The sequence below is a fragment of the Streptomyces sp. NPDC048462 genome (assembly GCF_043200175.1).
Taxonomy (GTDB): Bacteria; Actinomycetota; Actinomycetes; order Streptomycetales; family Streptomycetaceae; genus Streptomyces.
The window spans coordinates 413,971-440,402 of record NZ_JBICXG010000001.1 but is presented as its reverse complement, the minus strand read 5'-3'; the positions used below and the strand labels follow the sequence as shown (position 1 = coordinate 440,402).

The 26,432-nt window shown below is 70.5% G+C and carries 19 protein-coding genes; 10 read left to right on the top strand and 9 right to left on the bottom strand.

All coding sequences use genetic code 11. The features are described from left to right. Positions 1–10: 10 nt before the first annotated feature. The 4 genes from ACGFU6_RS01775 to ACGFU6_RS01760 form a co-directional block, all read right to left on the bottom strand. The gene (locus ACGFU6_RS01775; RefSeq protein ID WP_393607509.1) at positions 11–970 is read right to left on the bottom strand and encodes a carbohydrate ABC transporter permease; all 960 of its coding nucleotides are present in this window, start codon (positions 968–970) and stop codon (positions 11–13) included. A gap of 93 nt (positions 971–1,063) precedes the next feature. Further along, positions 1,064–2,491, bottom strand: coding sequence for an extracellular solute-binding protein (locus ACGFU6_RS01770; RefSeq protein ID WP_393607508.1), 1,428 nt, complete (start codon positions 2,489–2,491; stop codon positions 1,064–1,066). Between the two features lie 329 nt (positions 2,492–2,820). Next, a complete protein-coding gene (locus ACGFU6_RS01765; protein ID WP_393607507.1) occupies positions 2,821–7,110 on the bottom strand; it encodes a discoidin domain-containing protein in 4,290 nt (1,429 codons plus the stop codon). Between the two features lie 389 nt (positions 7,111–7,499). Beyond that, positions 7,500–7,994: a GNAT family N-acetyltransferase gene (locus ACGFU6_RS01760; RefSeq protein ID WP_393607506.1), complete on the bottom strand. Its 495-nt coding sequence runs from the start codon at positions 7,992–7,994 to the stop codon at positions 7,500–7,502. Between the two features lie 180 nt (positions 7,995–8,174). Here ACGFU6_RS01760 and ACGFU6_RS01755 point away from each other — a divergent pair, with 180 nt between their 5' ends. The 3 genes from ACGFU6_RS01755 to ACGFU6_RS01745 all read left to right on the top strand — a co-directional run bounded on the left by ACGFU6_RS01755 (position 8,175) and on the right by ACGFU6_RS01745 (position 12,790). Continuing rightward, entirely contained in the window at positions 8,175–8,903 is a 729-nt protein-coding gene (locus tag ACGFU6_RS01755) for a 4'-phosphopantetheinyl transferase family protein (protein WP_393607505.1), read from the top strand. A gap of 52 nt (positions 8,904–8,955) precedes the next feature. Next, positions 8,956–10,596 carry a phosphoglucomutase (alpha-D-glucose-1,6-bisphosphate-dependent) gene (gene pgm / locus ACGFU6_RS01750; protein WP_393607504.1) on the top strand — a complete coding sequence of 547 codons (1,641 nt, stop codon included), beginning with the start codon at positions 8,956–8,958 and terminating at the stop codon, positions 10,594–10,596. A 118-nt stretch (positions 10,597–10,714) separates the two neighbouring features. Beyond that, on the top strand, positions 10,715–12,790 hold the full coding sequence (locus ACGFU6_RS01745) for a SpoIIE family protein phosphatase (RefSeq protein ID WP_393607503.1): 2,076 nt from the start codon (positions 10,715–10,717) through the stop codon (positions 12,788–12,790). A 94-nt stretch (positions 12,791–12,884) separates the two neighbouring features. Here ACGFU6_RS01745 and ACGFU6_RS01740 read toward each other — a convergent pair whose 3' ends face one another. From ACGFU6_RS01740 to ACGFU6_RS01730, 3 genes are all read right to left on the bottom strand, one after another. Then, positions 12,885–13,373: a lamin tail domain-containing protein gene (locus ACGFU6_RS01740; RefSeq protein ID WP_393607502.1), complete on the bottom strand. Its 489-nt coding sequence runs from the start codon at positions 13,371–13,373 to the stop codon at positions 12,885–12,887. Between the two features lie 396 nt (positions 13,374–13,769). After that, the gene (locus ACGFU6_RS01735; RefSeq protein WP_393607501.1) at positions 13,770–14,405 is read right to left on the bottom strand and encodes a DUF6629 family protein; all 636 of its coding nucleotides are present in this window, start codon (positions 14,403–14,405) and stop codon (positions 13,770–13,772) included. 105 nt (positions 14,406–14,510) lie between these two features. Then, the gene (locus tag ACGFU6_RS01730; protein ID WP_393607500.1) at positions 14,511–14,810 is read right to left on the bottom strand and encodes a DUF1876 domain-containing protein; all 300 of its coding nucleotides are present in this window, start codon (positions 14,808–14,810) and stop codon (positions 14,511–14,513) included. 271 nt (positions 14,811–15,081) lie between these two features. Here ACGFU6_RS01730 and ACGFU6_RS01725 point away from each other — a divergent pair, with 271 nt between their 5' ends. After that, on the top strand, positions 15,082–15,915 hold the full coding sequence (locus ACGFU6_RS01725) for a PP2C family protein-serine/threonine phosphatase (protein WP_393607499.1): 834 nt from the start codon (positions 15,082–15,084) through the stop codon (positions 15,913–15,915). A 76-nt stretch (positions 15,916–15,991) separates the two neighbouring features. Beyond that, positions 15,992–16,990 (top strand): MASE1 domain-containing protein, encoded by a 999-nt coding sequence (locus ACGFU6_RS01720; protein WP_393607798.1) that lies wholly within the window; start codon positions 15,992–15,994, stop codon positions 16,988–16,990. 18 nt (positions 16,991–17,008) lie between these two features. Here ACGFU6_RS01720 and ACGFU6_RS01715 read toward each other — a convergent pair whose 3' ends face one another. Further along, positions 17,009–18,268, bottom strand: a complete 1,260-nt coding sequence (locus ACGFU6_RS01715; protein ID WP_393607498.1) for an FAD-binding protein — start codon at positions 18,266–18,268, stop codon at positions 17,009–17,011. A gap of 418 nt (positions 18,269–18,686) precedes the next feature. On the opposite strand from ACGFU6_RS01715, the gene ACGFU6_RS01710 reads away from it, so the two are divergent. Continuing rightward, positions 18,687–20,189 (top strand): exopolysaccharide biosynthesis polyprenyl glycosylphosphotransferase, encoded by a 1,503-nt coding sequence (locus ACGFU6_RS01710; RefSeq protein WP_393607497.1) that lies wholly within the window; start codon positions 18,687–18,689, stop codon positions 20,187–20,189. A gap of 93 nt (positions 20,190–20,282) precedes the next feature. Here the strand turns inward: ACGFU6_RS01710 and ACGFU6_RS01705 are convergent, their stop codons facing one another. Beyond that, a complete protein-coding gene (locus tag ACGFU6_RS01705; protein ID WP_393607496.1) occupies positions 20,283–21,266 on the bottom strand; it encodes a GDP-L-fucose synthase family protein in 984 nt (327 codons plus the stop codon). A 112-nt stretch (positions 21,267–21,378) separates the two neighbouring features. Between ACGFU6_RS01705 and gmd the strand changes: the two genes are divergently transcribed. The 4 genes from gmd (at position 21,379) to ACGFU6_RS01685 (ending at position 26,432) form a co-directional block, all read left to right on the top strand. Next, positions 21,379–22,392 carry a GDP-mannose 4,6-dehydratase gene (gmd, locus tag ACGFU6_RS01700; protein WP_393607495.1) on the top strand — a complete coding sequence of 338 codons (1,014 nt, stop codon included), beginning with the start codon at positions 21,379–21,381 and terminating at the stop codon, positions 22,390–22,392. Positions 22,393–22,642: 250 nt separating this feature from the next. Next, positions 22,643–24,898, top strand: a complete 2,256-nt coding sequence (locus tag ACGFU6_RS01695) for a LamG-like jellyroll fold domain-containing protein (RefSeq protein WP_393607494.1) — start codon at positions 22,643–22,645, stop codon at positions 24,896–24,898. Next, positions 24,895–25,608: a hypothetical protein gene (locus ACGFU6_RS01690; RefSeq protein WP_393607493.1), complete on the top strand. Its 714-nt coding sequence runs from the start codon at positions 24,895–24,897 to the stop codon at positions 25,606–25,608. The genes ACGFU6_RS01695 and ACGFU6_RS01690 overlap by 4 nt, the downstream gene beginning before the upstream one ends. Further along, entirely contained in the window at positions 25,605–26,432 is an 828-nt protein-coding gene (locus tag ACGFU6_RS01685; protein ID WP_123528825.1) for a glycosyltransferase family 2 protein, read from the top strand. The genes ACGFU6_RS01690 and ACGFU6_RS01685 overlap by 4 nt, the downstream gene beginning before the upstream one ends.

Here is a 26,432-nt window from a genome sequence, read left to right as displayed (position 1 = left end):
TGCTCCCGTCCTAGTCTTCGCTGCTGCGGCTCAGTCGTACGTACACCGCGGAGAAGCCCGCGAGGACGACGAGCAGGACGAGGCCGAGTGCCGCCGCGCTGCCGTAGTTGTTGAAGTTGAAGGCGTACTGGTAGATGAGGTAGACGACGGTGGTCGTGGACCCCTCGGGGCCGGCTCCGTTGGTGAGCAGGAACGGCTCCGTGAAGACCTGCATCGTCGCGATGATCTGCATGAGCAGGAGCAGCGAGAGGATCAGCCGGGTCTGCGGGATGGTGACGTGCCAGATCTTGCGCAGCAGGCCGGCGCCGTCGAGTTCCGCGGCCTCGTACAGCTCTCCTGGGATGCCCTGGAGCGCGGCGAGGTAGATCAGGGTGGCACCGCCCATGTTCATCCAGGTCGCCGCGATGACGACGGAGAGCATGGAGGTGTCGGTGTCCTGGAGCCACTGCTGTGCGGGCAGGTGGAAGATCTCCAGGATGCGGTTGAAGAGGCCGTACCCGGGGTCGTAGAAGTACTTGAACAGCAGCACGGAGGCGACCGGCGGCAGCATGACGGGGAGGTAGACCAGGAGGCGCAGGTAACCCTGTGCGTGCCGGAACTCGTTGAGTACGACGGCGACGACGAACGGGACGACGAAGCCGAGCAGCAGAGCCAGCACGGTGTACTGAAGGGTGTTGCGCCAGGCCTGCCAGAACGCCGGGTCGTTGAAGACGTAACTCAGGTTGGACCAGCCGGCCCAGGTGGTTTTGCCGTCCTCGGTCTTCTGGAAGGCCAGGATGAACTCCCGGACCATGGGATACCAGGAGAAGAACGAGAAGCAGAGCACCGCTCCGATGAGGAAGCCGTGGGCTGAGATGTTGCGGCGCACGGCGCGCAGGAACTCCTCGCGGGCGGAGGTCCGGCGTGCGGGGCCTGGGTGTCCCGGCCGGGGCCCGGCGGCCTTACGGGAGGACAGGGTAGGGGCCGACATGGTGTCTCCTAGGTGCCGGTGAACTGAAGCGCAGTAGATCGGACGGGTCCGGAATGTGGGACCGGGTCCGCGTGACCCGGTCCCACGCGTCCGTTACTGGTTCGCCAGTACCTGGTTGACCTGCTGCTCGGCGGTGGAGAGCAGCTTGTCGATGTTGGCGTCCTTGTTGGTCAGGACACCGGACATGGCGTTGTCGAGGATCTTGTAGACCTCCTGCGCCTTCGGCGGCTCGGCCTTGCCCGGGACGGGGTTGTCCATGAAGGCCTTGAAGTTCTCGACGGGCATCGTCGCGTCCGTCGCGCGTGCCGCGTCGTCCTTGGTCTTGGACTCGTTGAGGAAGAAGTTCGGCTGCGGCAGTCCGACGGGGAGCTTGTCGGCCTTGGTGCGGGCCCAGTCGAACTGTCCCTTGCCCGGGGTGAGGTTCTTGAAGTTCAGCCAGGCGATGCCGGCCTTGATCTGGTCGGGCGAGCTGCCCTTCTTGATCATGTAGTTGTTGCCGCCGAAGAGAGTGCCCTTGCCGCCCGGGATCGGGCCCAGGCCGAAGGTCTCGTACTTGGCGCCGAGCTGCTGGACCATGTAGGCGATGTCGTCGGGGGCGGCCAGGAACATGCCCAGCTTGTCGCTGGCTATCTGCTTCTGGAGGTCGCCCCACTTCAGCAGCTGGGTCTTGCCCATGCTGTCGTCCTCCCAGCGCATGTCGTGCAGCTGCTGGAGGACCTGCTTGCCGGTGGCGTTGTTGAAGGCCGCCTTCTTGCCGGAGGCGTCCACGACGTCCCCGCCGAGACCGAACTGGGCCGCCGCGAAGTGCCAGCCGCCGTTGTTGCCGGCGCTGTACTCCCCGTAGCCGGAGATGCCCTTGCCCAGGCCCGCGATCTTCTTCGCGGCCGTGCGGACGTCGTCCCACGTGGTCGGCGGCTTGTTCGGGTCCAGACCGGCCTGTGTGAACAGCTTCCGGTTGATCATCAGGCCCATGGTGTAGTTGCTGGTCGGCAGGGCGTAGAGCTTGCCGTCCTTGCGGGCCACGTCGATGACCTGGGTCTGGATGTCCTTGAGCGCGGGCACCGTCTTGTCGGTGACGTAGGCGGAGATGTCCTCGGCGCCGTTGTTGTCCAGGACCTGCTGGAGGTCGCTGAAGTACGCGTAGAAGACGTCGGGCTGCGACTTGCCCTTCAGCATCGCCGTGAAGCGGGGCGGTTCGTTGCACTGGCCGGGAGTGGACTTCCCGTTGATCGTGACGTTCGGGTAGGTCTTCTTGAACGTCTTGATGTCCTCGTTCCACTCACGCAGCTCGGCGGCCTTGGCCGCCGGCGGCATGCAGTCGATCGAGATCGTCACCTTCGTCTTCGGGTCGAGGGGCGCCGACGGGTCGGACGAACCCTTGGATCCACTGCCGTTGTCACCGTTGTCGCTGCTGCTGCTCGTGCCGCAGGAGGCGAGAGCGGTCAGGGCGAGTGCGGTGACAAGGGCAGCCGCTGAGGCACGGCTTGTACGGCGTGTGCGGCTGAACCCAGCACTTCTCATCGATGGTCCCCTTCGGGCATGAGCATGGAAGGCCCTCGGCCGGCTCTCTGCCGGGGCGAGGTTCACTCAACCAGCGCCGACATGTGAACGCAATATCTCGCGCAGTTTTCGTAAAAGTTTGACAGTCCGTTGCGCACCTCGTGTGATGCACGACAGAGGCGTGCCACTCGGCTCCATACGGCCGAGACAGCACGCCAGGGGTGGTTCCGCACGGTTCGTGACCGGTGGGCGGGGTCGCTTCCGCAAACTTCTCACGGGTCGGCGCAAGGAATTTGCGCACCACGGAGCGCCGTCCGGCAGGCCGGACGGCGCTCCTGCGCGCGAGGTGGTTACGGGTTGATGTTGATCTTCATGGTGGAGGTGGTGTTCTTCACGTCCTGTGCGTTGCCGCTCAGCTTCAGGCCGTTGAAGGTGACCTCACCGACGGCGGGCCCCTGGCCGGCCTCCGGCATCTCGTTGGCCCACAGTCCGAAGCCGGACTTGGCGTCGAAGGCGTCGCCGCTCTTGCGGGCGCCGGAGATCGAGATGTCGCTCAGCACGGTGTCCTTGATCGGGAACTGTGGCTGTCCTCCCACGTAGTTGGTCTGGAACATGATGCCGCTGTACGTCGGGTCGACGATGTCGACATGGTTGATCCGGATGCCCTGGAACACCTTGGAGGCGGAGAACAGCCAGATCCCGGGGAAGGTCTGCGTCCCCCAGAAATGGCCTCCGGAGCGGATCACCGAGACGTTCTCGATGGTCGTCGGCTCGGTACCGAACCCGTTCATCGGGTAGCCGAAGTCCAGCGAGCTCACCGTGATGCCCGAGTAGACCAGGGTGTCCGCGATCAGGATGTTGCGGAAGGTGTTGTCGAAGCCGCCGTATACGGCGACACCCGCCGCGCGCCAGGTCAGGATCGAGGTGAGGTTCTCGTACAGGTTGTTCTTCATGTCCGAGCCACCGGAGTCGATGGCCGAGAACAGCGCGAAGCTGTCGTCGCCCGTGGCCCGGGACTCGTTGTTGACGACGTGGTTGTCCGTCGAGCCGTTGGTCATGTTGATGCCGTCGGCGAACGTGTCACGGATGCGGGAGTTCTTGATGGTGATGCTGTCGGTGTTCGCGCCCCAGTAGAGGCACACCGTGTGCTCGTTCCAGACGTTGTCGATGGTGATGTCGGAGACGTTGGAGAAGTCGAACACCTTGCCGGGTCCGTCGATGCGCGAGGTGTAGTTCCCGAAGTACGCGAAGTTCGCGAACGACGATCCCTTCGCACTGGCCTCGGCACGGAATCCGTTGTCGGTGTTCTCCTGGCCCGAGGGTGCGAAGAACCTGGTGTACCAGGGACCCGCGCCGACGACCTTCACGGCCTTTCCGTAGACCTGGAACTTGCTCGCGCTCTGGTAGTCACCGGCCGGCAGGTAGACGCCGACCAGCTTGCCCGTGGTGTCCATCCGGACCTTGTCCAGGGCGTTCTGGACGTCCTGGTGGGTGAATCCGGCGGGCACGGCGTAGGCGGCCGGGTCCGGGTTGGCGATCTGTGCGGCCTGCTCCAGGCTGACGAAGTCGATCGCGTAGGTGGAGGTGTTCGCGGCGTCCTTCTGGAGCCGGATCTTGCTGCCCGCCGGGACGGTCTTACCCAGCATCACGTTCGCCTCGTCGTAGATGTGCCGCGGCGAACCCGAGCCCGGGGAGTTTCCGGGTCCGGTCTCGGCGCCGTACAGCCACGCGTACTTCGAGGTGAGGTCGATCGCCTTGAGGAAGGTGCCGTCCACGTAGAGGTTCAGCTTGGAGTCGATGCCTCCGCCGCTCGCGGAGTCGGGGATGGAGAACCGGGTCACCAGGGTGTTGGTGCTGGCCCTGGTGGTGAACTCCACGTAGTTGCCGGTGCTGTCGAGGGTCACGGCCTTGCGGCCCGAGGCCTCACCGGCGATGTCTCCGACGGTCCGGTTCGGACCGACGACCTTGGCACCGCCACCGGTGACGCCGTCCTCGGCCTCGTACATGTCGTAGGGCATGTTGGCGCCCCGGCCGACGAAGAACGAGCTGGTGGTGGTGTTGTTCTCGCGCTTCACCGGGAGCTCGTTGCCGTCGTCCGCGATCACCGTGCGCACGGTGTACGAGCCGTTGACCGCGGTCCAGCTGCCCAGGCTCACCGGCGCGCTGGTGGCGCCCGCCGCGATGGCGCCGCTGTAGGTGCCGGTGAGGGTCTTCACCGTGGCGCCCTTGGCGTCGAGCAGGCTGAGCGTGACGGCGTGGGCGCCGGCGGCGGACGCCACCGAGCCCTGGTTCTTGATGGCGACGGAGAACGTGGTGTTCTGGCCGTTGGACGGGGCCGACGGGGAGGTGCTGACCCCGGTGGAGACCAGGTCCGAGCTGGCGACCGGCTTGACGACCAGGGCGGTCGCGCTGGTGTAGGTGTTGTCGGTCTCGTTCTGCTCGATGACCTCGTTCGCCGGGTCGGCGACGGCACTGAGCTCGTAGCTGCCGGCGTCACGCGGTCCGATCTCCGCACTGACCTGCGTGGAGGCTCCGGCGGCCAGCGCGCCCACGGAACCGGTGGCGACCTTGGTGCCGCCGAGCCGGAACTCGACCTTGCTCGCCGGAGCCGCGACCGAACCGCTGTTGCGCACCGTCGCGGTCAGCGTGACCGGGTCGGACTCGACGGGCGCGGCGGGAGCCGCGGTCACCGAGGCGACCTGAAGGTTCGGGTTGGGGGCCGGGGCGCCCAGCACCTGGAACTCCGCGACCTGACCGGCACCGGAGCCGGTGTTGGAGTTGAACTTCAGCTGGACGTCGGCGACCCGGCCGCTGACCGGAATGGTCACCGCGTTGCCGCTGCCCGGACTGAACGCGTAGTCCTTGGCCGCGACCAGGCTGGTGAAGGACGAGGCGCTCTGCTCCCGGCCCAGCACCTGGATGTTCTGGGTCCTGGCCCCCCAGCTGCTGTCCGGGTTGAGCTTCACGACGACGCTGTCGGTCTCGGCGTTCGCGCCCAGCTTCACCGTCAGCGTGTTCGGGTAGCTGCCGCCCGCGCCCTCCCAGTAGGTGGTCAGGCTGTTGTCGTTGGCGTTCTCCGCGACGAACGTGTGGACCACGGACGAGGCGGTGATGGGCTTGCCGATCGCGAGGTTGGACGCCGCGCTCGTGCTGCCGTTGCGGGTGACGGTGTTGCTGTCGCCCGACACGTTGCCCGCCGCGTCCTTGGCCCGCACGGTGTAGGAGACCGTGGTGGCGGCCGACTGGGTGTCGGTGTAGGTGGTGACATCGCCGGCCACGCTCTTGCGCAGCACATTGTTGGCGTAGATGTCGTACCCGGTGACGCCCTTGTTGTCGGTGGAGGCCTGCCAGGCCAGTTTGATCTGCCCGGCGCCCGGCTCGGTGAAGCTCAGGCTGGCCGGTGCGGTCGGTGCCTGGGTGTCCCCGGTGTCGCCGGTCCGGGTGACGGTGTTGCTGTTGCCCGAGACGTTGCCCGCCGCGTCCTTGGCCCGGACGTAGTACGACACGGTCGAGCCGGTCGGACGGGTGTCGGTGAACGTGGTGACGTTGCCGGCCACGCTGCTCAGCAGGGTGTTGTTGGCGTAGATGTCGTAGCCGGTGACGGCGGTGTCATCCGTCGCCGCCTTCCAGGTCAGCTTGATCTGCCCGGTGGCCGGCTCGGTGTACGCCAGTTGCGTCGGCGCGGTGGGCGCCTGGGTGTCGCCCGTGGTGGGGCCGTAGATCTCCAGCTCGGAGACCTGGGCGCCCGGCTGGACGGAGTTGGCGGAGACCAGGACGCGCACGTAGCGGGTGGTCGTGGCGTCGAAGCTGATCGTCGCCGTCTCGCCGGCCGTCGGGCTGAAGGTGTACGCCTTGGACTGCGTCAGGTCGGTGAAGTCCGAGCCGTTGGTACTGCCCTGGATCTTCAGCGTCTGGCTGCGGGACTCCCAGCCGTCGGGCAGGCGCAGCACCACCCGGTCGACCCGCACCGAGGAGCCGAGGTCGGCCTGGATCCACTGCGGCAGGTCGCCGTTGCGGCTCTCCCAGTAGCTGGCCGCGTTGCCGTCGTTGGCCTGTGATGCGATGTAGTTCTGGGTGTAGCTGCTGGCCGTGAGCGTACGGCCGGCGGCCAGGTTCACCGACGAGGCAGCTGCCGCGCGGACCTCCAGCTCGGAGAGCTGGCCGTTCTTCGCGACGGTGTTCGCGGTGATGTTCGCCCGTACGAACCGGGCCCGGGTGGCCGGGAAGCTGATGGTCACCTTGTTGGAGCTGCCCGGTGCGAAGGTGTACGCGGCCGAGGTCTTCAGCGTGGAGAAGCTGGTGCCGTCGGCGCTGCCCTGGAGCGACAGGGTCTGCCGGCGGGTCTTCCAGTCGGCGGGAAGCTTCAGGGTGACCTGGTCGATGCGCGTGACCTTGCCCAGGTCGCTCTGCACCCACTGGGGCAGAGCGCTGCTCGACCCCTCCCAGTACGTCGACTGCTCACCGTCGGCGATGTTCCCGGCGGCTTTCCCGCTGCCGGCGCTGCTCGCGGCCGCCTTCTGGTCTGCGGCGATGTTCGGGCCGCCGGCCGCCGAGGCGCTGATCGCCGGCCAGCCGACCATCAGCATGCTGGTGGTGACAGCGGCGGAAAGAACCCGCCATCTCCAGCGTTGCGTTCTCATATGTCCCCGATCTTCGGCCTCGGCGCAGGGCGCGTCCAAGGCGCGGCTCTTTCTGCGTACCTGTTGGGGGCATGATTTTCTGCGCCCACAGGATGGACTTTTGCGTATTGCGGTCAGAGAGTTGCAGAGAAATGACGGCGAGTCCACCGTCACGACAGAAACCGCGACGTAAGCGGATTGCCTCGCACCGGCTCAACTGCCATGACAAACACGGCAATAGATGGCTCATCGACTCCGCGCGGACGGCACCGCAAGCGGATTGCAATTCACGCAACAGATTTGCGTAAAAGCGAAAGGCGCTGAAAAGTGCCAGCTCGGACGGGGATTCAGTCCGAGGGCTCCGGCGCGTACGACGGCGCTACGGGACAGCTCTCAGGGGCGGGCACGCGTCAGCCGGCGGCGGTCCAGCGGTACCTGACGTCGGGTTCGCCCTCTTCGTTGCGGCTGCCGTCGTCGAACTCCGACGGGGTGAAGCCGTGCCGCTCGTAGAAGGCGCGTGCGGCGGTGTTGCGCTGGAAGGTATGGAGCGCGAGCCCCTCGGGGCTGCGCTCCCTGGCCTTCGCCAGCAGCAGGGTGCCGATGCCCCGGCGCCGGGCACCGGGGCTCAGGTAGAGGTGTTCGAGTTCCTGGCCGTCGAGCGAGACGAAGCCGACGATCTCCGCGTCGGCGCCCTCCTCGCCGAGTTCGGCCACCCAGACATCGGTGCCGGGCAGTACGACATGGGTCATCCAGCCGAGGGTCGCCTCGTCGCTGTGCACCCTGCGCAGGTACGGCATGGCCGCGGCGCGGGAGGCGAGAAAGAGCCGGGTGAGACGGTCCGCGTCGCCGGAGCGGGCTTCACGCAGCCGCACGGGGCCGGCGGCCGGGCGGTCGTCCGATGACATCCGGTGTCTCCTGTCCGATGGGCCGGTGGCCGGAAGCCGCCGTGACCTGCTCCGCGGTGACCTGGTCACCTGTGAGCGAGCGTACGTCCGCACCGGTCCCGGTCTCCATAGAATATGTGCGACCGCCCCGCCGTCGACGACCGCTCGCGGCGCCCGCCCCGGACGAGGGAAGACGTAACGGTGTACCAGCCCGAGGAGTTCGCGTTCACGGAGACCGGCTACCGGGGCCCGGAGCCTGTCCCGCGCCCCGGTGTCCCCGCGTTGTGGACGGTGGACCCGCAGCGGGACGGCGTACGGGCACAGCGGCTGGCCCCGGGCATCCTCGACGCGGCGGAGCTCTCGCGGGCCGGGACACTGGCCGTCGAGGCCGACCGCCTCTGCTTCGTCGCCTCGCACGTGGCGCTGCGCATGCTGCTGGGGGCCCGGCTCGGCATCGCGCCCGCCGCCGTGCGGCTGACGCGTGAGGCGTGTCCCTCCTGCGGCGGGCCGCACGGCCGGCCCGCGACCGACGGCGTGCACTTCTCCCTCTCGCACACCCGGGGCGTCGCGCTGCTGGCGTTCGCGGACGAGCCGGTCGGGGTGGACGTCGAGCGCGTCCCGGCGGCCGGGATCGTGGCGGAGATCGGGGACAAGCTGCATCCGGCGGAACGCCGCGAACTGGCGGCCCTGCCGGAGCAGGAGCGGCCCGCCGCCTTCGTCCGGGCCTGGACCCGCAAGGAGGCGTATCTGAAGGGCACGGGGGCCGGCCTGGCCGGCGGTCTCTCGCACGACCACGTGGGCACCGGTCCCCTGCCGCAGCCCGGCCCCGACGGCTGGACCGTCACCGATGTCGCGGCCCCCCGGGGATACGCGGCGGCGGTGGCCGTCCGCACGGCGGGGCGGGCGCCCGCCCGCGACGACGACCGGTGAAAATGACCCGGCGGGCAGATCGCACCGACCGACCGATACGGAGGAGTGGCAGATGCCGCACACACGAGCCGGACAGCAGGCGCGTCCCGAGGACCTGACCGATGTGGCACGGCTGGTGACGGCGTACTACACGCTGCACCCGGATCCGGCCGAGGCGGGCCAGCGGGTGGCGTTCGGCACCTCGGGGCACCGGGGTTCGTCGACGGCCACCGCGTTCAACGAGGACCACATCGCCGCGACGAGCCAGGCCATCAGCGAGTACCGGGCCCGCCAGGGTACGGACGGCCCGCTGTTCCTCGGGGCCGACACCCACGCGCTGTCGGAGCCCGCGCGGGTCACCGCCCTCGAAGTGTTCGCGGCCAATGACGTGAGTGTGCTCATCGACTCCGCCGACGGCTACACCCCGACACCCGCGGTCTCGCACGCCGTCCTCACCCACAACCGCGGCCGTACCTCGCATCCCGCCGACGGTGTGGTGGTCACCCCGTCCCACAACCCGCCCGGCGACGGCGGGTTCAAGTACAACCCGCCGAACGGCGGCCCGGCCGGGTCCGGGGCGACCGGCTGGATTCAGGAGCGGGCCAACGAGATCATCGCGGGCGGTCTCAAGGACGTCCGCCGGATGCCCTTCGTCCGCGCCCTGGCGGCGCCCTCGACCGGGACGTACGACTTCCTCGGCAGCTATGTGACGGACCTTCCGTCCGTGCTCGACCTCGACGCGGTGCGCGCGGCCGGGGTACGGATCGGCGCCGACCCGCTGGGCGGGGCGTCGGTCGCGTACTGGGGCCGCATCGCGGAGCAGCACCGGCTCGACCTGACGGTCGTCAATCCGCTCACCGACCCCACCTGGCGTTTCATGACGCTGGACTGGGACGGGAAGATCCGGATGGACTGCTCGTCCCCGTACGCGATGGCCTCGCTGATCGGGCAGCGCGACCGCTACTCCATCGCCACCGGCAACGACGCCGACGCGGACCGGCACGGCATCGTCACCCCCGACGCGGGCCTGATGAACCCGAACCACTACCTCGCCGTCGCCATCGACTACCTGTACCGGCACCGGGACCGCTGGCCCGCCGGGGCGGGCATCGGCAAGACGCTGGTGTCGTCGGGCATGATCGACCGGGTCGCCGCCGGTCTCGGCCGTGAACTGGTCGAGGTGCCGGTCGGGTTCAAGTGGTTCGTGGACGGTCTGGCCGACGGCTCCCTGGGGTTCGGTGGCGAGGAGTCGGCCGGGGCCTCGTTCCTGCGCCATGACGGATCGGTGTGGACGACGGACAAGGACGGCATCCTGCTGGCGCTGCTCGCCTCCGAGATCCTCGCGGTGACGGGCGAATCGCCGTCCGCGCACTACGCCGCGCTGGTCTCCCGGTTCGGTGAGCCGGCGTACGCCCGCATCGATGCCCCGGCCGACCGTGAGCAGAAGGCGGTGCTGGCGCGGCTCTCCCCCGAGCAGGTCGGCGCCGACACCCTGGCGGGCGAACCGGTCACGGCCGTGCTCACCTCCGCGCCGGGCAACGGGGAGGCGATCGGCGGCATCAAGGTGACGACGGAGAACGCCTGGTTCGCCGCCCGCCCCTCGGGCACCGAGGACGTCTACAAGATCTACGCCGAGTCCTTCCTCGGCGCCGAGCACCTCGGCCGGGTCCAGGAGGAGGCAAAGAGCGTCGTCTCGGCCGCCCTCGGCGGCTGAACCGGCGCGGCGGACTCACCCGTCCGGCCCCGCACGGTGGCGGGCCGGACGGGCGGTACGCAGGCTGTCCCGAGAGCCGCTGATTCGCTGGGACGGCGGAGCCTGATGGGGGTGCGACGTGTCGGACGCCGGTGGAGCGGTCCCTGGGACGACCACGGGCGACGTGATGGCGGTGGCGCTCCTGGACGCCCTGTTCAGCCAGTCCGCGGTGGGTCTGCACGTCCTGGACACCGAGCTGCGGGTGGAGCGCGTCAACGCCCTGTCCGACGCCGTCGGTGCCGAACAGATCGTGGGACTGCACTTCACCGAGGCATACCGGCTCGACGATCCGCACGAGGCCGAACAGCTGCTGCGCAGCGTGCTGCAGAGCGGCGTGCCCGTGCTCGACCGGGTGATCCGGGGGCGGCTGGCCCAGGCGCCGGGCCCCGACCACAGCCTGCGGGTCACCCTGCACCGGCTGGACGACCCCGGGGGGCGGCCGCTCGGGGTGCTGGCCGCGGTCATCGACGTCAACGAGCGGGAGAAGGCGCGCGCCCGCGCGGACTGCCTCACGGCCGTGCGCAGGGAGGTGGGCCACTCCCTCGATGTGGCGGCGACCTGCGAGGGCCTGGCCGCCGCCCTGGTGCCGAGGTTCGCCGACTTCGCCGTGGTCGAGGTGGTCGACGAGGTCCTGCGGGGTTCGCGCCCGCCGGTGAGTCCGCTGGGCCGAGACGTCCCGCTGCGCCGCGCGGCCCAACAGGGGGACGGTGGCGACGCCATGGCCGGGGACATGCGGCTGCTGCCCGACCACACGCCGTTCGCGCTCGCCGTCACGGATCTGCGGCCCCGGCTGTCCACGCTCGGCCCGGACACCCCGTGGCTGCCCTCGGATCCGGACACCGCGCGGATGATCGAGGTGTCCGGGGCGCACTCGCTGATCGTGGTGCCACTGAAACTGCACGGCTCCGTGCTCGGTCTGGTGAGCCTCTACCGCTTCCGGGGCACCGAGCCGTACGACGAGAACGACCTCGCCCTCGCGCTGACGGCGGCCGCCCATGCCGCGTTGAGCATCGAGAACGCCCGGCGCTTCGAGCGTGACCACGTGATCGCGTCGACCGTCCAGCGCAGGCTGCTCCCCCAGCACGACGGTGCCCGGGTCGCCGTCGAGACCGCGCACGTGCTGCTTCCGGGGCGCAACAGCGGCTGCTGGTTCGACACGGTCGGCCTGTCGGGTGCGCGCACCGCGCTGATCATCGGCAATGTCGAGGGACACGGGCTGCAGACGGCCATCACCATGGGGCAGCTGCGCACGGTCATCCACGCGCTGGCCGGCCTCGACCTGGAACCCGACGAGGTGCTGGCCAGGCTCAACGACACGGCCGACCGGCTGGCGCGCGAGCGCAGGGCGCTGCCGCCGGGCGACTCGCTGCACAACCAGTCCCTGACGGCGACCTGTATGTACGCGGTATACGACCCGTTCGCCCGGACCCTCACCGTGGCACGGGCGGGACACCCGGCGCCGGTCGTCGTCGCACCCGACGGCAGCCCGGTCGCCCTCGACGTACCGGAGGGCCCGCCGCTGTTCTCCGAGGACAGCGCGCCCTTCGCCACGGCGACGATCCACCTCGACGAAGGCAGTGTGCTGGCGTTCCTCACCGGTTCGCTGCTGCCGGACGGTCAGGCCGCGGCCCGGGTACGGGAGGCGCTCGTGTATCCGGACCGCCCCCTGCGGCAGCTGTGCGACTCCATCGTCTACAGCCTGCCGGCCGGCGCCCATCCCGACGGCGCCGCGCTGCTGCTCGCCAGGACCGGCGTCGTCCCGCCCGACCGGGTCGCGACCTGGGAGCTGGCCCATGACCGGACCACGCCCGCCATCGCCCGCACCCTCGTCCGGGACCGGCTCGAAGGATGGAACCTCGACGAGGAGACGATCGAGGCGACCGAGCTGATCGTGAGCGAGCTGATCACCAACGCGGTCCGCTACGGAACCCCGCCGCTGCACCTGCGTCTACTGCTGGACCGCACCCTGACCTGCGAGGTCCACGACACCAGTCCGGTGGCGCCCAACCTGCGCCACGCGCGCACGGTGGACGAGGGCGGCCGCGGTCTGTTCATCGTGTCGCAGCTCGCCACGCACTGGGGCACCAGGTACGGCTCCGAGGGCAAGGCCCTGTGGACCGAGCAGGAGATCCCCGCCCCGGAGGGCGGGCCCTGACGGGTCCGGAGAAACGGGTGCGGCGCACCTCGGCCGGACGGGCCGTGGTGCGCCGCGGTCAGGAAGCCGTCAGCGGCCCCGGGTTGCGGAGCGGTCAGCGGCGGCCCCCGTGGTGACGGCCCCAGGACTTCGAGTCGACCTTGTGGCCGCGCGCGTCCTTGAGGGTCGCCGTGTCGCTGTTGTCCCAGACGTAGCGGCGCAGGTCCTGGTAGACGTCGTGGCTGTTGTCGCGGCCTACACCGGTGTGCACGCGCACCGAGGAGCGGCCGGCCAGACGCAGGTCGAAGCGGTAGGTGCGGTGGCTCTCGTCACTGAGGGTCCAGCCGCGCAGGTTGACCGAGCTGCGGCCGGTGTTGGTGACGGTGACCCATTCACCGTTCAGGCTGCGGTTCGAACCGTTGTCACGGCCGGGGCTGTCGTACTGGATCTTGCCCAGGACGACGGCCGAGCGCGGGGCGGGCTTGCTGTGGCCGTGGTCGTGGCCACGGCCGTGGCCGTCTGCCACCGCCGGGAGTGCGGCGGCGGCCAGGAGCGCGCCGGAAGCGATGACGGTGGCGGTGATCCGCCGTGCGGAACGGGACATGAAGACCCCTCAGGTGCAGGCCCGGGCCTTGCGGTCCGGGCGTTGTTCGGTCCCGGCGTGATGCCGAGAAGCCACACTTTGACCCCGCTGACCGTTCTGCGAACAGCGCCCCGGTACGTGTTACGAAGCGCGGACATTTCCGTCACACACGACTGCAGGCACCACCCACCGAACCCTCCGGGTACCTGTCAATCCCTGTCCGTTGCACCCACCCGTACGGCACCGGGTTGACGAGGCCGGACGCGCCGTCCCGCCCGCCTCCCCCGGCCCGCGCGCGGTCCGCTGATCCGGTCCCGGAATCTGTAACAGCCATCGAACGGGCGGACCTGAACGCCCGTTCCGTTACCCCCGGGAAGTACGCACGGAAGTTCCCTCGAACACGTGATGAACCGGGTTTCACGGCCCGGCGGGTGCCGCGTTCCCGGCGGGGCGCCGCCCGGACCAGCCGAGCAGGACGACCGAGCACACGGCGGCGAACGCGCACCAGGTCGAGATGAACTCCAGCCGCCACAGCGCGGCGCAGACCGCGGCCCCGGTCACGGCCAGTGCCCCGAGCCACCGCAGCCACCGGTCGCCGGACAGCAGCAGCGATCCGACGGTGGCCAGGAGATAGCCCGCGACCAGCAGACCGGGGCGCGGCAGATCGAGCACATAGCCCAGGGTGTGCCCGCGGATCTGCGCGGTCACCGGCCGGGCGGACAGGGCGTACCCGAGCGCGGCGGATGTCGCGGCGCCGGCCACCAGCGGCACCAGGAGCCGGCGCCGGGCGTCCGGCGGCGCCGCGCACAGCACGCCCACCGGTACCCACAGCGCCAGCAACGGCAGGGCGATCACCGCCCAGGCCACCGTCGCCGGGCCGGCGCCGCCGTCCGCACGCCACACCGCGGACTCGATGATCTGGTGAGCGCCCAGCAGGAGCGGGAGCGCGGCGAGCGGAAGATCGCGGGCCCGGCGCGTCCGTATGACGCAGGCGGCGCCGGTCGCCGCGATGGCGGTGCCCGCCACGAGGTCGGCGGTCGCGCTCCAGCACATGGCGTCACCCGGGGGTCTCTCGTTCGCGTGAACCGGTCCACTCGCCGCTCACGCTACGGCGCCCCTCACGGGCACGACAGGTGACGCGGCCGCCGCGCCGCGCGCTCAGGCGGTCGCGTCCGTCCAGGCGTAGGGCGGCGGAACCGGCCCGTCGGAACGCCCCGCGCCGGCCTCGCCGAGTTCCCGGTCGGCCACGCTCATCAGCTGGGCCGCGACATCGCGCATCGCACGGCTCGCGGCGAGTTCGTCGCCGATGGTGGGTACGTCGGGGTCCTGCGGGCTGCAGCGGGCCACTCCGTGGCCGGTGAGTCTCGCCGTGCCGGTGTCCAGCACCGCCTCCGCCTTCGTCGCGCCGTCCTCCTCGGACAGATCAACGTGGACCGTCCACTCCATCGTCCGGTTCATCGCACACCTCCCGGCCCGCGCCGGCCGCCGTACGACGCCGCCACACAGGCTCCCTCCCAGCATCCACCCGACCCGCACACCCCGCGCGTTCCCGCCGCCGGGAGCGGCTCGGCCTGCGCGGATCACCGCACCGAAATACGATGAGCGGAGCCTCGTCCGGAGCAGCCGGCGCGGGGCCCCGTACCGGATCCGAAGCGTTGACCTCCCGGATCGTCCCGCCACGACAGACCCTGTGGTGCGGCTCGCCACCACAGCCACTGCGGAGCGGCCCATGAACCGGCGTCGTCCTCCCCGCTCGGCCAGTGCCGAGGAACTGCTGACCACGCTGCATCAGCTCACCTCCCGGGCACGCCGCGAGGTGGAGCTCCATCAGGCGCGGGTGGAACTGGCGGAGGCACTTCAGCGGGAGATGCTCCCCTCGTCCCTGCCCGCCCTGCCCGGGTTGCAGACCGCCGCCCGGTACACGCCCGCGCGCAGCGGGCTGGACATCGGGGGCGACTGGTACGACGGCTTCCGGCTCCCGGACGGTTCGCTGGCGTTCGCCATCGGGGACGTACAGGGACACGACGTCGAGGCGGCGGCCTTCATGGGCCAGATCCGGATCGCGATGCGCGCCCTGGCCGTCACCGCGGCCGATCCGGGCGAAGTGGTACGGCGGACCAATGACCTGCTGCTGTCCGTGGACTCCGGTCTCCTCGCCACCTGCACCTTCGTCCGGATAGACCCGCTCACCCGGGAGCTCCAGAGCGCGCGGGCGGGCCATGTCGCCGCGGTGTGGGCCACGGCGGACGGGCGTTCGGGCACCACCGAGGACGAGGGCGGTCTGCCGCTCGGCATCCAGACCGGTGAGGAGTACCCGGTCACCACCCGGCGGCTCACCACCCCCGGTGCCTTCGTGCTGCTCACCGATGGAGTGATCGAGGGGCCGTCCTACTCGATCGACGAGGGGCTGGACGCCGTGATGCGGCTGGTGCGCTCCCGGGTCGGCGACGACGCGGACGAGCTGGCCGACGCGATCCTGGGGACGGCGGAGCGCACCGGGCACGAGGACGACGCCGCCGTGCTCGTCGTGCGCCACGACGCGTTTCCCGCCGCCCCCGGATGACGCGGTGACCGGGGCGGTGCGTGTCACGCCGCCGCCTCCAGCCGGGTCCGGTGTCTGATGAGATCTGATGAGTACCGTGATCCGCAGTGAGGAAAACCGGCGCAGGGCCGTGGCGCTGCTGCGCATCCTGGCAGTCGCGGCCGTCTACTACGTGGGCGGGGGCCTGGGCCTGCTGAGGCAGGTGAGCGTCCACGGTGCGATCGTGACACCGCTCTGGCCGCCGACCGGCATCGCCCTGGGCTGCCTGCTCATCATGGGACTGCGCATCTGGCCCGGGATCGCCATCGGCTCGCTGGTCGTCATCGCCACGCTCAGCGGCTCCGTGACCCCGTCGACGGCCGCCGTCGTGGCGGGCAACACCCTCGCACCCGTCTGCGCCTGTCTGCTACTGCGCCGGGTCGGCTTCCGGGCGGAGCTGGACCGGCTGCGCGACGGTGTCCTGCTGGTCTTTCTGGGCGCGCTGGCCGGCATGGCCGTCAGCGCGACCGTGGGCAGCGCCATGCTGGCGGTCGACGGCAAACTGCCCGCCAGCGGGTTCTGGACGGTCTGGGTGGCGTGGTGGGCCGGGGACGCCATGGGGGTGCTGGTGGTCACGCCGCTGGTGCTCGTCGTGCTGCGCAAGGCGCGGCGGCCCCGGATGTCCGACCGGTGGATCGAGGCCGGTGCGCTGCTGGTCGTCACGGTCGCCGGTTCACTGGTGGCCACCCGGGGTCCACTGTCGATGCTCTACCTGGTGTTCCCGATCCTCATCTGGGCGGCGCTGCGGTTCCAGCTGGCGGGCAGCGCGCCGTGCGCCCTGCTGGTGTCCGTCCTGGCGGTGGTCGCGGGCACCGAGCAGGTGGGGCCGTTCGCCGGGCACAGCATGCTGGAGGTGATGGTCAACCTCACGGTTCTCAACGGGGCCGTGGCGCTGACCTCGCTGCTGCTGGCCGCGATCGTGGCGGAGCAGCAGAACATCCGCCGCCGGATCGAGCGCGCCTGCGAGGAGCTGGCCGATGTGGTGGACCATCTCGCGCCGGGCCGGTCGGCGGCGGCCTGGCCGTCCAGGGCGAGGGACGAGCGCGAGGGCCGCTGACCCCCGCCGCTCCGGGGGTCAGCCCGGGAAGTGCCGGTCCAGGAAGGCGTTGCGGAAGGTGCCGTCCGGGTCGTAGCGGGCCATCAGCTTCTCGAAGTCCGCGTACCGCCCGTACAGCGTGCGCAGGACGCCGGGGGCGGTGGTGAACACCTTGCCCCAGTGCGGCCGCGCACCGAACGGGGCCAGCGCCTCCTCGATCTCGCCGAGCACCGGTGCGACCGCCGCGGTGTCCGGTATCCAGGTGAAGTGGAAGGCCACCGAGTCCCGGCCGGACGCCGGGCTCAGCCACAGGTCGTCACCGGCGACGGTACGGATCTCGGAGATCTGGAGCAGCGGGGCGATCCGGTCCCGGAGCCTGCCCAGCGCCTCGTAGGCGGCCGCGGCGTCCTTGCGGGCCACGAAGTACTCCGACTGGAGCTCGTCCCCGTTGCTCGGGGTGAACTCCAGCCGGAAGTGCGGCAGCCTGCGGTGCCAGGCGCCGGCCGCGCCCTGCTGCCGGGTGCAGTTGCCGGCCGGCACTCCGGGGATCGGATGGCGCGGACCGTCCGCGAGCCGTGCGCCCAGCCACTCGGCCGGCGCCTGCCGCACTCCCCCGCTCCCCACCCGCTCCTTGAGCCACACCTGGCCGACCGGCCCCGGGCGCCAGCCGGTGAAGACACTGACGCTGTACGCGGCCGACATCACCTCGTCGAAAGCGCCGGTCAGCCGGGATTCGGGAAGGTCCTCGTACACCCACTGCTGTACGTCGAAGGCCGGGACCACGTCCAGCGTCAGCCGGGTCACCACACCCAGCGCGCCCATCGCGACCACCGCTGCGGGGAAGTCCTCGTCACCGCGCCGAAGCGAGAGCGTCCCGCCGTCGGCCGTGACCATGTCCAGCGCCCGGACAGCGCCCGCGAGCGACCGGTTCCCCACCCCCGAACCATGCGTCCCGGTCGCGCAGGCGCCGGCCACCGAGATGTGCGGGAGCGAACCCAGGTTGTGCAGGGCGAAGCCTCTCTCGTGCAGTTCCCCGGCGAACTCACCGAAGCGCAGCCCCGCGCTCACCGTCACCGTTCCCTCGGCCGGGTCGATCTCGACCACGCGCGGCAGGCCCGCCACCGAGACCAGGTCCCCGGCGGTGTCGGCGACGTCGTTGAACGAGTGCCGGGTGCCCAGGGCCCGCAGCGAGGTGGAGGCGGCCACCGTCTCCCGCAGCTCGGCCTCCGAGCGGGGGACGCACAGCCGCCTCGCCCCGAACGTGACATTGCCGGCCCAGTTCTTCTCCGCGGGAGTCACCGTTCGTCCTCTTTCGCTCGTGGCCGGGCTCAGTCCCCCGGCGCTGCATTCTCCCAGACGGCGTTGTGAGCCTCTCCGGCGAGCAGGCAGCACAGACCAACCGGCCGACCACGTACAGTAGTTGGCGAGGCACCGGTACATATCCGCACACCGCCCGATTCCGGTGTGTCCCAAATACCAACACCCCCGCACAGAACCTGTGATCCAGCCCGGAACGGGACGAGTTCCGGCTCACACCGCATGTCTGAACTTCACTGGAACTCCAGCGAAATGGCACGTGTGTGGATATCGTGCACCGAGCGAGGGCGCATCCGTCAGTCCACAGGATCGGCGGATGCGCCCCGTTTGTGGAGATGCAACTGTGACTGGGGGGTTCATGGGGCATGTCGAGCTACCCGAAACCGGAATATCAGGACCCGTGGGACTGGCTGGGGCGCCGCTTCCACGGACCGCTTCCAACCGGCCCCGCAGCCAGGAGTTCGACCGGCTGCCGCAGGGCCCGACCGTACAGCGCGAGCGTTCCGCCCGGCCAGGGCCGAAGAACAGACCTGGCCGGTATCTGCCACTGGTCATCTGCTTCGACCTGCTCGGCCTCGGGATTCCCGGCTGGCTCGTGCTGCGCACCGACGGCGAGCCCCGGGCCCTGGCCGGTGCGGTCGCGGCGGCGGTGGGCTGGGGCTGCGTACGGGCCGCGCGCGGCCGGTACTCGCTCCGGACGCCCGGCCGGCCGGCCGGGGCGCTGACCGCGTCCGGGGACTGGCTGGTGCTCATCGGCGTACTGGCGGTGCTCTGGACGGTGGCCGACGGGTCCATCGATCCGGCGGCGGCGGTCGTCGCGCTGATCCCCGGGCTGCTGGCGACGACGGCCGTGTCCGGGGTCCGGCGGCTGCCGGGGCGGCGGAAGCGTCGGCCGGCCCGCCGGGTGCTGGTGGTCGGGGCGGCCGCAGGGGTGGACCGGGCGGTGCGGCTGCTCGGTTCCCGGGCGGACCACGGCTACCTCGTGGTGGCCGCCGTGCCCGTGGGGACGGCGGCACTGAACTGCGAGGCACCGGTCCCGGGGCGGCTCGCGCCCGCGCCGGCCGACGACGACGCCTCGACGGTGCTCGGTGCGGCCTTCGCGCACGAGGCGGACCTGGCCCTGGTCATACCGGGCCCCGAACTCACCGAGGAGCGATTACGACGGCTGTCCTGGGGGCTGCACGACGGCGGACTGGAGCTGTCCGTGCTCTCGCACCTCTCGGAGATCGCGGCGGGCCGGGTCCGTCCCGCATCGGCGGCCGGGCTGACCCTGCTGCACATCGTGCCGCCACTGCGACGGGGACCGCAGGCCGCGCTCAAGGCCGCGGTGGACCGGACCGGCGCCGTCCTCGGCCTGCTCGCGCTGGCTCCCCTGCTGCTGCTGGTCGCGGCGGCGGTCCGGTTCACCTCCTGCGGGCCGGTCTTCCACCGGCAGATCCGCCACGGGCAGCACAACCGGCCGTTCACCATGTGGAAGTTCCGCACGATGGTGGCGGACGCCGAACAGCGCCGCGAGCGGCTGGCCGCGTCCAACGAGAGCGACGGCCCGACGTTCAAGATGCGGCGCGACCCCCGGGTCACCCGCGTCGGCCGGCTGCTGCGCCGCTCGTCCCTGGACGAGCTGCCCCAGCTCCTCAACGTCCTTCGAGGTGACATGTCCCTGGTCGGTCCGCGTCCGCCGCTGCCGGACGAGGTGTCCCGCTACGACGAGCGCGAGCTGCGGCGGCTCTCGGTCAAACCGGGGCTGACCGGCCTGTGGCAGGTCAGCGGGCGCTCCGACCTGTCCTGGCAGGAGACCGTGTCCCTGGACCTCTGGTACGTGGACAACTGGTCGGTGGCCACGGACATGGGACTCATGGCCCGCACGCTGCGCGCCGTCACCGACGGCCGCGGGGCGTACTGAGTGCGGCGGCCGGTGCGAGGTGCCGGAGGGGGCCGGGTGGGCGGCGTGACGGTGTCCGCCCGCCAGGCGGGCCGGGGCGGCCCCGGCGCCCGCTCAGACCGTGGCGCCCTGTTCCTCGAGCCACCAGGCGTAGGTGGCGGCGATGCCGTCACGCAGCGCGATCTGCGGGACGAAGCCGAGGGAGGCCAGCCGGGACACGTCCAACAGCTTGCGCGCGGTGCCGTCCGGCTTGCCGCTGTCCCATTCCACTGTGCCCTGATAGGACGTCACATCAGCTACGGTCGAAGCGAGTTCACGAATCGTCAGGTCTTCGCCGGAGCCGACGTTGACGGGCTCGTCGCCGTCGTAGCGCTCCAGCAGCAGCACGCAGGCGGCGGCCAGATCGTCGACGTGCAGGAACTCCCGCCGGGGGCTTCCGGAGCCCCAGAGCGTGACGGCCGGCGCACCGCTCAGGCCCGCCTCGTGGAAGCGGCGGATCAGCGCGGGCAGGACGTGCGAGGTCTCCAGGTCGAAGTTGTCACCGGGCCCGTAGAGATTGGTGGGCATGGCGCTGATGTAGGAGGCGCCATACTGCCGCCGGTAGGACTGGGTCTGCACGATGCCGGCGATCTTCGCGAGCGCGTACGCCTCGTTGGTCGGCTCCAGCGGGCCGGTCAGCAGGGCGCTCTCGGGGATGGGCTGCGGTGCGTGCTTGGGGTAGATGCAGGACGAGCCGAGGAAGAGCAGCCGCCCGACGCCCGCCGTGTGCGCCCCGGCGACGACGCTCAGCTGGATCCGCAGGTTCTCCTCCAGGAACTGCACCGGGTAGGTGCTGTTGGCCATGATGCCGCCGACCTTGGCGGCGGCCAGCACCACGGCGTCCGGCCGGGTCCCGCGCAGGAAGGCGGCGGTCCGCCCGGCGTCGCACAGGTCCAGGCGGTCGCGGCCCCGGGTGATCACCTCATGGCCTTCGGTGGTCAGCCGGCGCACCAGCGCCGAGCCCACCAGACCGCGGTGGCCGGCGACGAACACCCGGGCGCCGGGCCGTAGCAGGGAGGGGACGGATTCCTGGGAAGGGCCGGGCAGTTCAGTCGTCATGGCTCGGATTGTGCCAGCAGCTCCACGACGCGGTGACGTTTTACCGCAGATCGCTCAAACTCTGAAATTTCGACGGCCAACAGCCTCTCGGACGAACACAGAAGGGGGAGACGTGGCGAAGACCGCGCTCATCACCGGCGTGACCGGACAGGACGGTTCGTACCTGTCCGAGCTGCTGCTCCACAAGGGATACACGGTCCACGGACTCATCCGCCGTTCGTCGAGCTTCAACACCGAGCGGATAGACCACATCTACCAGGGCCCGGAGGAGGCGGACCGCTCCTTCGTCCTGCACCACGCCGATCTCGCGGACGGGGTCGCCCTGGTGAACCTGCTGCGCGACATCCGGCCCGACGAGGTCTACAACCTCGGCGCGCAGTCGCACGTCCGGGTCTCCTTCGACGCGCCGCTGTACACGGGGGACATCACCGGGCTCGGCACCACCCGCCTCCTGGAGGCGGTGCGCGCCAGCGGGATCGACACCCGCGTCTACCAGGCCTCCTCCTCCGAGATGTTCGGCGCCAGCCCGCCCCCGCAGAACGAGCGGACACCGTTCCACCCGCGCAGCCCCTACAGCGTCGCGAAGGTCTACTCGTACTGGTCCACGGTCAACTACCGTGAGGCATATGGGATGTTCGCGGTCAACGGGATCCTGTTCAACCACGAGTCCCCGCGCCGCGGAGAGACCTTCGTGACCCGGAAGATCACTCGTGGGGTGGCCAGGATCAAGGCGGGGCTCCAGACGCATCTGCACCTGGGGAACCTGGACGCGGTGCGCGACTGGGGTTACGCCCCCGAGTACGTCGACGCGATGTGGCGGATGCTCCAGTGCGACGCCCCGGACGACTACGTGGTGGCCACCGGCGAGGGGGTCAGTGTCCGGCAGTTCCTGGAGTACGCCTTCGAGCACGCCGGTCTGGACTGGCGCGAGCACGTCCGCTACGACGCGAAGTACGAGCGCCCCAGCGAGGTCGACGCGCTGGTGGGCGACGCGTCCAAGGCGGCGGAGCTGCTCGGCTGGAAGCCGGCCGTGAAGTCCCGGGAGCTGGCCCGGATCATGGTCGACGCCGATGTGCGGCAGCTGGCCGACCAGCTCACCGGGGCCGCCGTACGGGTGGACCGGTGAGCGGCCCCGGGCTCACCCACGACTCCCGCCCGTCGCTCGCCCCGACGGTGCCGGGGACCATCCCCGGCGCGACCGCCGGTTCCACCGAATGCCAGGTGGCACCGTTCGCGCCGGCGCCGGGCGGGGCCCTGTGCTCCGCCTACTCGCTCGCCCCGGCCCGCTGCGGAGCGGATTCGCCGCGCAGCAGGCCGGGCGACGTCTCAACCGCGGCCCACCGGCCGCAGCTCGTTCTCACCTTCGGAGCTGAATGATGAACGAAAGTACGGGGCGCAGATCCCGTGGGCGCGGCCGGGTAAGGGCCGCGGCCGCCGCGCTCTGCCTGCTCGCCGGAGCCCTGAGCGCCGCCGCTGCCGGGGGCTCCCCGGCGTCGGCGCTGACCCCTCCGGTCTCGATCACCGCCGACGACCTCTCCACCTGGCAGACCAACGGAATCGTCTGGTCGATGGCCGCGACGGACGACGGGGTCGTCTACACGGGCGGCACCTTCTCCACCGTACGGCCGCCGGACGCGCCGGCCGGGACGTCCGAACAGCCCGCGTTGAACTTCGCCGCGTTCGACGCCGCCACCGGGGCGCCGACCGGCTGCGAGCTGTCGTTCACGCAGTCCTCGGGGACCGCGACGGTGCGGGCCCTGACCCTCTCCCCCGATGGTGAAACCCTTTACGCGGGTGGCCAGTTCGGTTCGGTGAACGGCGTCGGGGTGAGCAACATCGCGGCCATCGACACGGCGACCTGCACCCCGCGCACGAACTTCAAGCTCGCCGTGTCCGCGACGGTCAGGGCCCTGGCCGTCACCGACGACACGGTCTATCTCGGCGGTGACTTCAACACCGTCGCGGGACAGACGCGGAACAAGTTCGCCGCGGTCACCACGGGCGCGGAGCTGAAGCCGTGGAAGGCCAACACGGACGAGGTCGGCCGGGCCGTCCAGGTCACTCCCGACGGCTCGCACGTGGTGATCGGCGGCGACTTCTTCACCGTCAACGGCACCACCTCGCACGCGCTCGCGGTGGTGAACGCGACGACGGGAGCCCTGGACAAGAGCTACCCGGGCTTCATCCCGAACACCTCGACGGTGCAGGACCTCACCGCGGACGCCAAGAAGTTCTACACCGCCAACGAGGGGACCGGGGGCGGGGTCTTCGACGGCCGGATCGCGGTGGACCTGACCACCTTCCAGCAGGTGTGGCGCGACACCTGCCTCGGTGCCACGCAGGCCATCCTGGTGCACAGCGGGGTTCTGTACAGCGGCAGCCACGCGCATGACTGCTCCTCGATGGGCGAGTTCCCGGACCAGCCGCGCAAGCACCTGCTGGCGCAGTCCGTGGACGACCCCAAGCTGCTGCCGTGGTTCCCGGACACCAACGACGGGATCGGGGAGCCGGTCGGCCCGCGGTCGATGGCCCAGACCGACAAGGGCGGGCACCACTACCTGTGGGTGGGCGGCGAGTTCACCACCGTCAACAGCTCTCCGCAGCAGGGGCTGACCCGGTTCGCCGACGGACCCGACACCGGGGCGCCCTGGGTGCCCAACGTCAGCGTCTCCACGGTCGCCGCGGGCAAGGTGGACGTGAACTGGCAGACGAGCTTCGACACGGACGACGGCGAGCTGACGTACCGGATCTACAAGGACGGCGCGAGCACCCCCGTGTACACCACGACGGGCTACTCGGTGTTCTGGGACCGGCCGCAGCTGCGGTGGACGGACACCGCCGTCGCGGCGGGCGAGACGCACACCTACCGGATCACCGCGAGTGACGGCACCAACACCAGTGCCAAGTCCCCCGCGGTGACCGCGACCGTGGCGGCGAAGGCGGAGAGCTACCCGGCCAGGGTGCTGTCCGACGGGGCGAGCCTGTACTGGCGCTACGACGAGGGCACGTCCACCTTCGCCGCCGACACCGGGGCCGGCAAGGACAACGGCTTCCTGCGCAACGCGCCCTCCTACCGGCAGACCCCGGCGGCCGTGTCCGGCCCCTCGACCGCCATCGGGTTCAACGGGAGCACCCAGTACGCGTACAGCAACCGGAGCCACAACCAGACCTCGAAGTTCTCCGTCGAGACCTGGATCAAGACGAAGACGACCCGGGGAGGGAAGATCATCGGCTTCGGCTCCAACACCCTGGAGAAAAGCGGCAAGTACGACAAGCACGTGTACATGCTCAACAACGGGCGCCTCACCTTCGGCACCCACAACGGCGGCGGCCAGACCGTCAGCACGACCGGGGCCTACAACGACGGCGGCTGGCACCATGTCGTCGCCACCCAGGGCTCCGGTGGCATGGCCCTCTACGTGGACGGACAGCTCCGCGCCTCGAACACGCGGTACACCACGAACGAGACCTACACCGGCTACTGGCGGGTGGGCGGGGACAACCTGGCGACCTGGCCGAACCGTCCGGCGAGCGACTTCTTCGCCGGACAGATCGACGAGACCGCCGTGTACCCGACCGCGCTTACCGCGGCCCAGGTCAGCGCCCACTACGCCCTGAGGACAGGTGGATGAGACATCCGTTCCTGGCCGGCGCCGTCGTCGTGATCACGACGGCGGCGCTGGCCGCCTGCGGCTCCTCCTCCGCCTCACCGGGCGGGGGCGGGGAGAAGACGGCCGGCGCCGGCCGCGCGGCGTCGGCATCGGCGGGGCCGGTGGCCGGGGCGCCTGCGGAGCCGGACGGCTCCGCCCCGGCCGCTCCGCGGGCCGCGCGCTCCAGCGCGGTGCCCAAGACGCCTACCGACGAACTCACCCCGGCCACCGGTACGTTCACCAAGAAGCAGAAGAAGTACCTGGTCGACCGGGTACCCAAGGGCATGGACCCGGCCGCGGTGCTCCAGAGCGGCCAGGAGACCTGCGACCGGCTGACGTACCTGGTCAAGGTCGACCGGGACATCGCGATCGGGGCCGTGGCCACGGGCGAGATCGCTGATGCCGAACCCGCCGCCGGCCAGCTGTGCCCCCAGCACAGGGGCCTGGTGGAACAGGCCTCGCTGGCCTACCCGGACGGCACGCACGAGGGGGCGCGGCTGCGGCCGGGCCGCTACCGCGATGTCGCACCCACCAAGAACTGCGGCTGGGAGGTCACCGGAGCGAACGGCAAGGTCCTGGCGTCGGGCTCGTCCGACGACGGGAAGCGCAGCAGCGTCACCATCCCGGCGACGGCCCGCGCCTTCACCTCCACAGGCTGCTACGCCTGGCTGCCCGAAGGAGGCAACGGATGAACAGACTGCCGATAGCCGTGGCCATCCCCACGAAGAACGAGGGGCTCAACATCGCCGAGGCGGTGAAATCGGTCCTCGGCCACTTCGAGGCGGTCGTCGTGGTCGACTCGCACAGTACGGACGACACGGCGAAGATCGCCGCGGAGTGCGGGGCCGAGGTCGTCATGTACACCTGGGACGGTGGGCACCCCCGTAAGAAGCAGTGGTGTCTGGACCATGTCCGCACGGACCTGGACTGGATCCTGCTGCTCGACGGCGACGAGCGGCTGAGCCCCGGTCTGCTGGCCGAACTGCGGCAGGTCTTCGCCGATCCGGACGCGCCGAGACCCGCCGCGTACGACATTCCACTGGGGTACTGGTTCTCCGGGAAGCGGCTGCGGCACGGCTACACCATCCGCAAGCGGTCGCTGACCGACCGCACCCGCAGCCGCTACCCGGACGTCGGGGATCTCGACGCGCCGGGCATCGGTGAGGTCGAGGGCCACTACCAGCCGGTCGCGGAAAGCGCCGGGGCGCTGCGCAACCCGATCGAGCACCAGGACCTCGACCCGGTGACCGCCTGGTTCGAACGGCACAACCGGTACTCGGACTGGGAGGCGTGGCTGGAGCACCATCCCGAGGTGAAGGAACAGGTGCGCAGGGTCAAGTCCCGTCAGGGGCAGCTGTTCCACAAGGCGCCGTTCAAGCCGCTGGTTTCGTTCGCGTACATGTACGTGTACCGGCGGGGCTTCCTGGACGGGCGGGCGGGCTTCGACTTCGCCCTCGCGATGAGCTTCTACCGTTGGCAGATCGCCCTGAAGTCGCGCGAGGCGCCCGCCCGTTGA

Bases quoted from the DNA above. Each gene is read 5' to 3' on its own strand.
- ACGFU6_RS01775 (WP_393607509.1), bottom strand. From the start codon at position 970: ATGTCGGCCCCTACCCTGTCCTCCCGTAAGGCCGCCGGGCCCCGGCCG.
- ACGFU6_RS01770 (WP_393607508.1), bottom strand. From the start codon at position 2,491: ATGAGAAGTGCTGGGTTCAGCCGCACACGCCGTACAAGCCGTGCCTCA.
- ACGFU6_RS01765 (WP_393607507.1), bottom strand. From the start codon at position 7,110: ATGAGAACGCAACGCTGGAGATGGCGGGTTCTTTCCGCCGCTGTCACC.
- ACGFU6_RS01760 (WP_393607506.1), bottom strand. From the start codon at position 7,994: ATGTCATCGGACGACCGCCCGGCCGCCGGCCCCGTGCGGCTGCGTGAA.
- pgm (WP_393607504.1), top strand. From the start codon at position 8,956: ATGCCGCACACACGAGCCGGACAGCAGGCGCGTCCCGAGGACCTGACC.
- ACGFU6_RS01740 (WP_393607502.1), bottom strand. From the start codon at position 13,373: ATGTCCCGTTCCGCACGGCGGATCACCGCCACCGTCATCGCTTCCGGC.
- ACGFU6_RS01735 (WP_393607501.1), bottom strand. From the start codon at position 14,405: ATGTGCTGGAGCGCGACCGCCGACCTCGTGGCGGGCACCGCCATCGCG.
- ACGFU6_RS01730 (WP_393607500.1), bottom strand. From the start codon at position 14,810: ATGAACCGGACGATGGAGTGGACGGTCCACGTTGATCTGTCCGAGGAG.
- ACGFU6_RS01725 (WP_393607499.1), top strand. From the start codon at position 15,082: ATGAACCGGCGTCGTCCTCCCCGCTCGGCCAGTGCCGAGGAACTGCTG.
- ACGFU6_RS01705 (WP_393607496.1), bottom strand. From the start codon at position 21,266: ATGACGACTGAACTGCCCGGCCCTTCCCAGGAATCCGTCCCCTCCCTG.
- ACGFU6_RS01695 (WP_393607494.1), top strand. From the start codon at position 22,643: ATGAACGAAAGTACGGGGCGCAGATCCCGTGGGCGCGGCCGGGTAAGG.
- ACGFU6_RS01690 (WP_393607493.1), top strand. From the start codon at position 24,895: ATGAGACATCCGTTCCTGGCCGGCGCCGTCGTCGTGATCACGACGGCG.
- ACGFU6_RS01685 (WP_123528825.1), top strand. From the start codon at position 25,605: ATGAACAGACTGCCGATAGCCGTGGCCATCCCCACGAAGAACGAGGGG.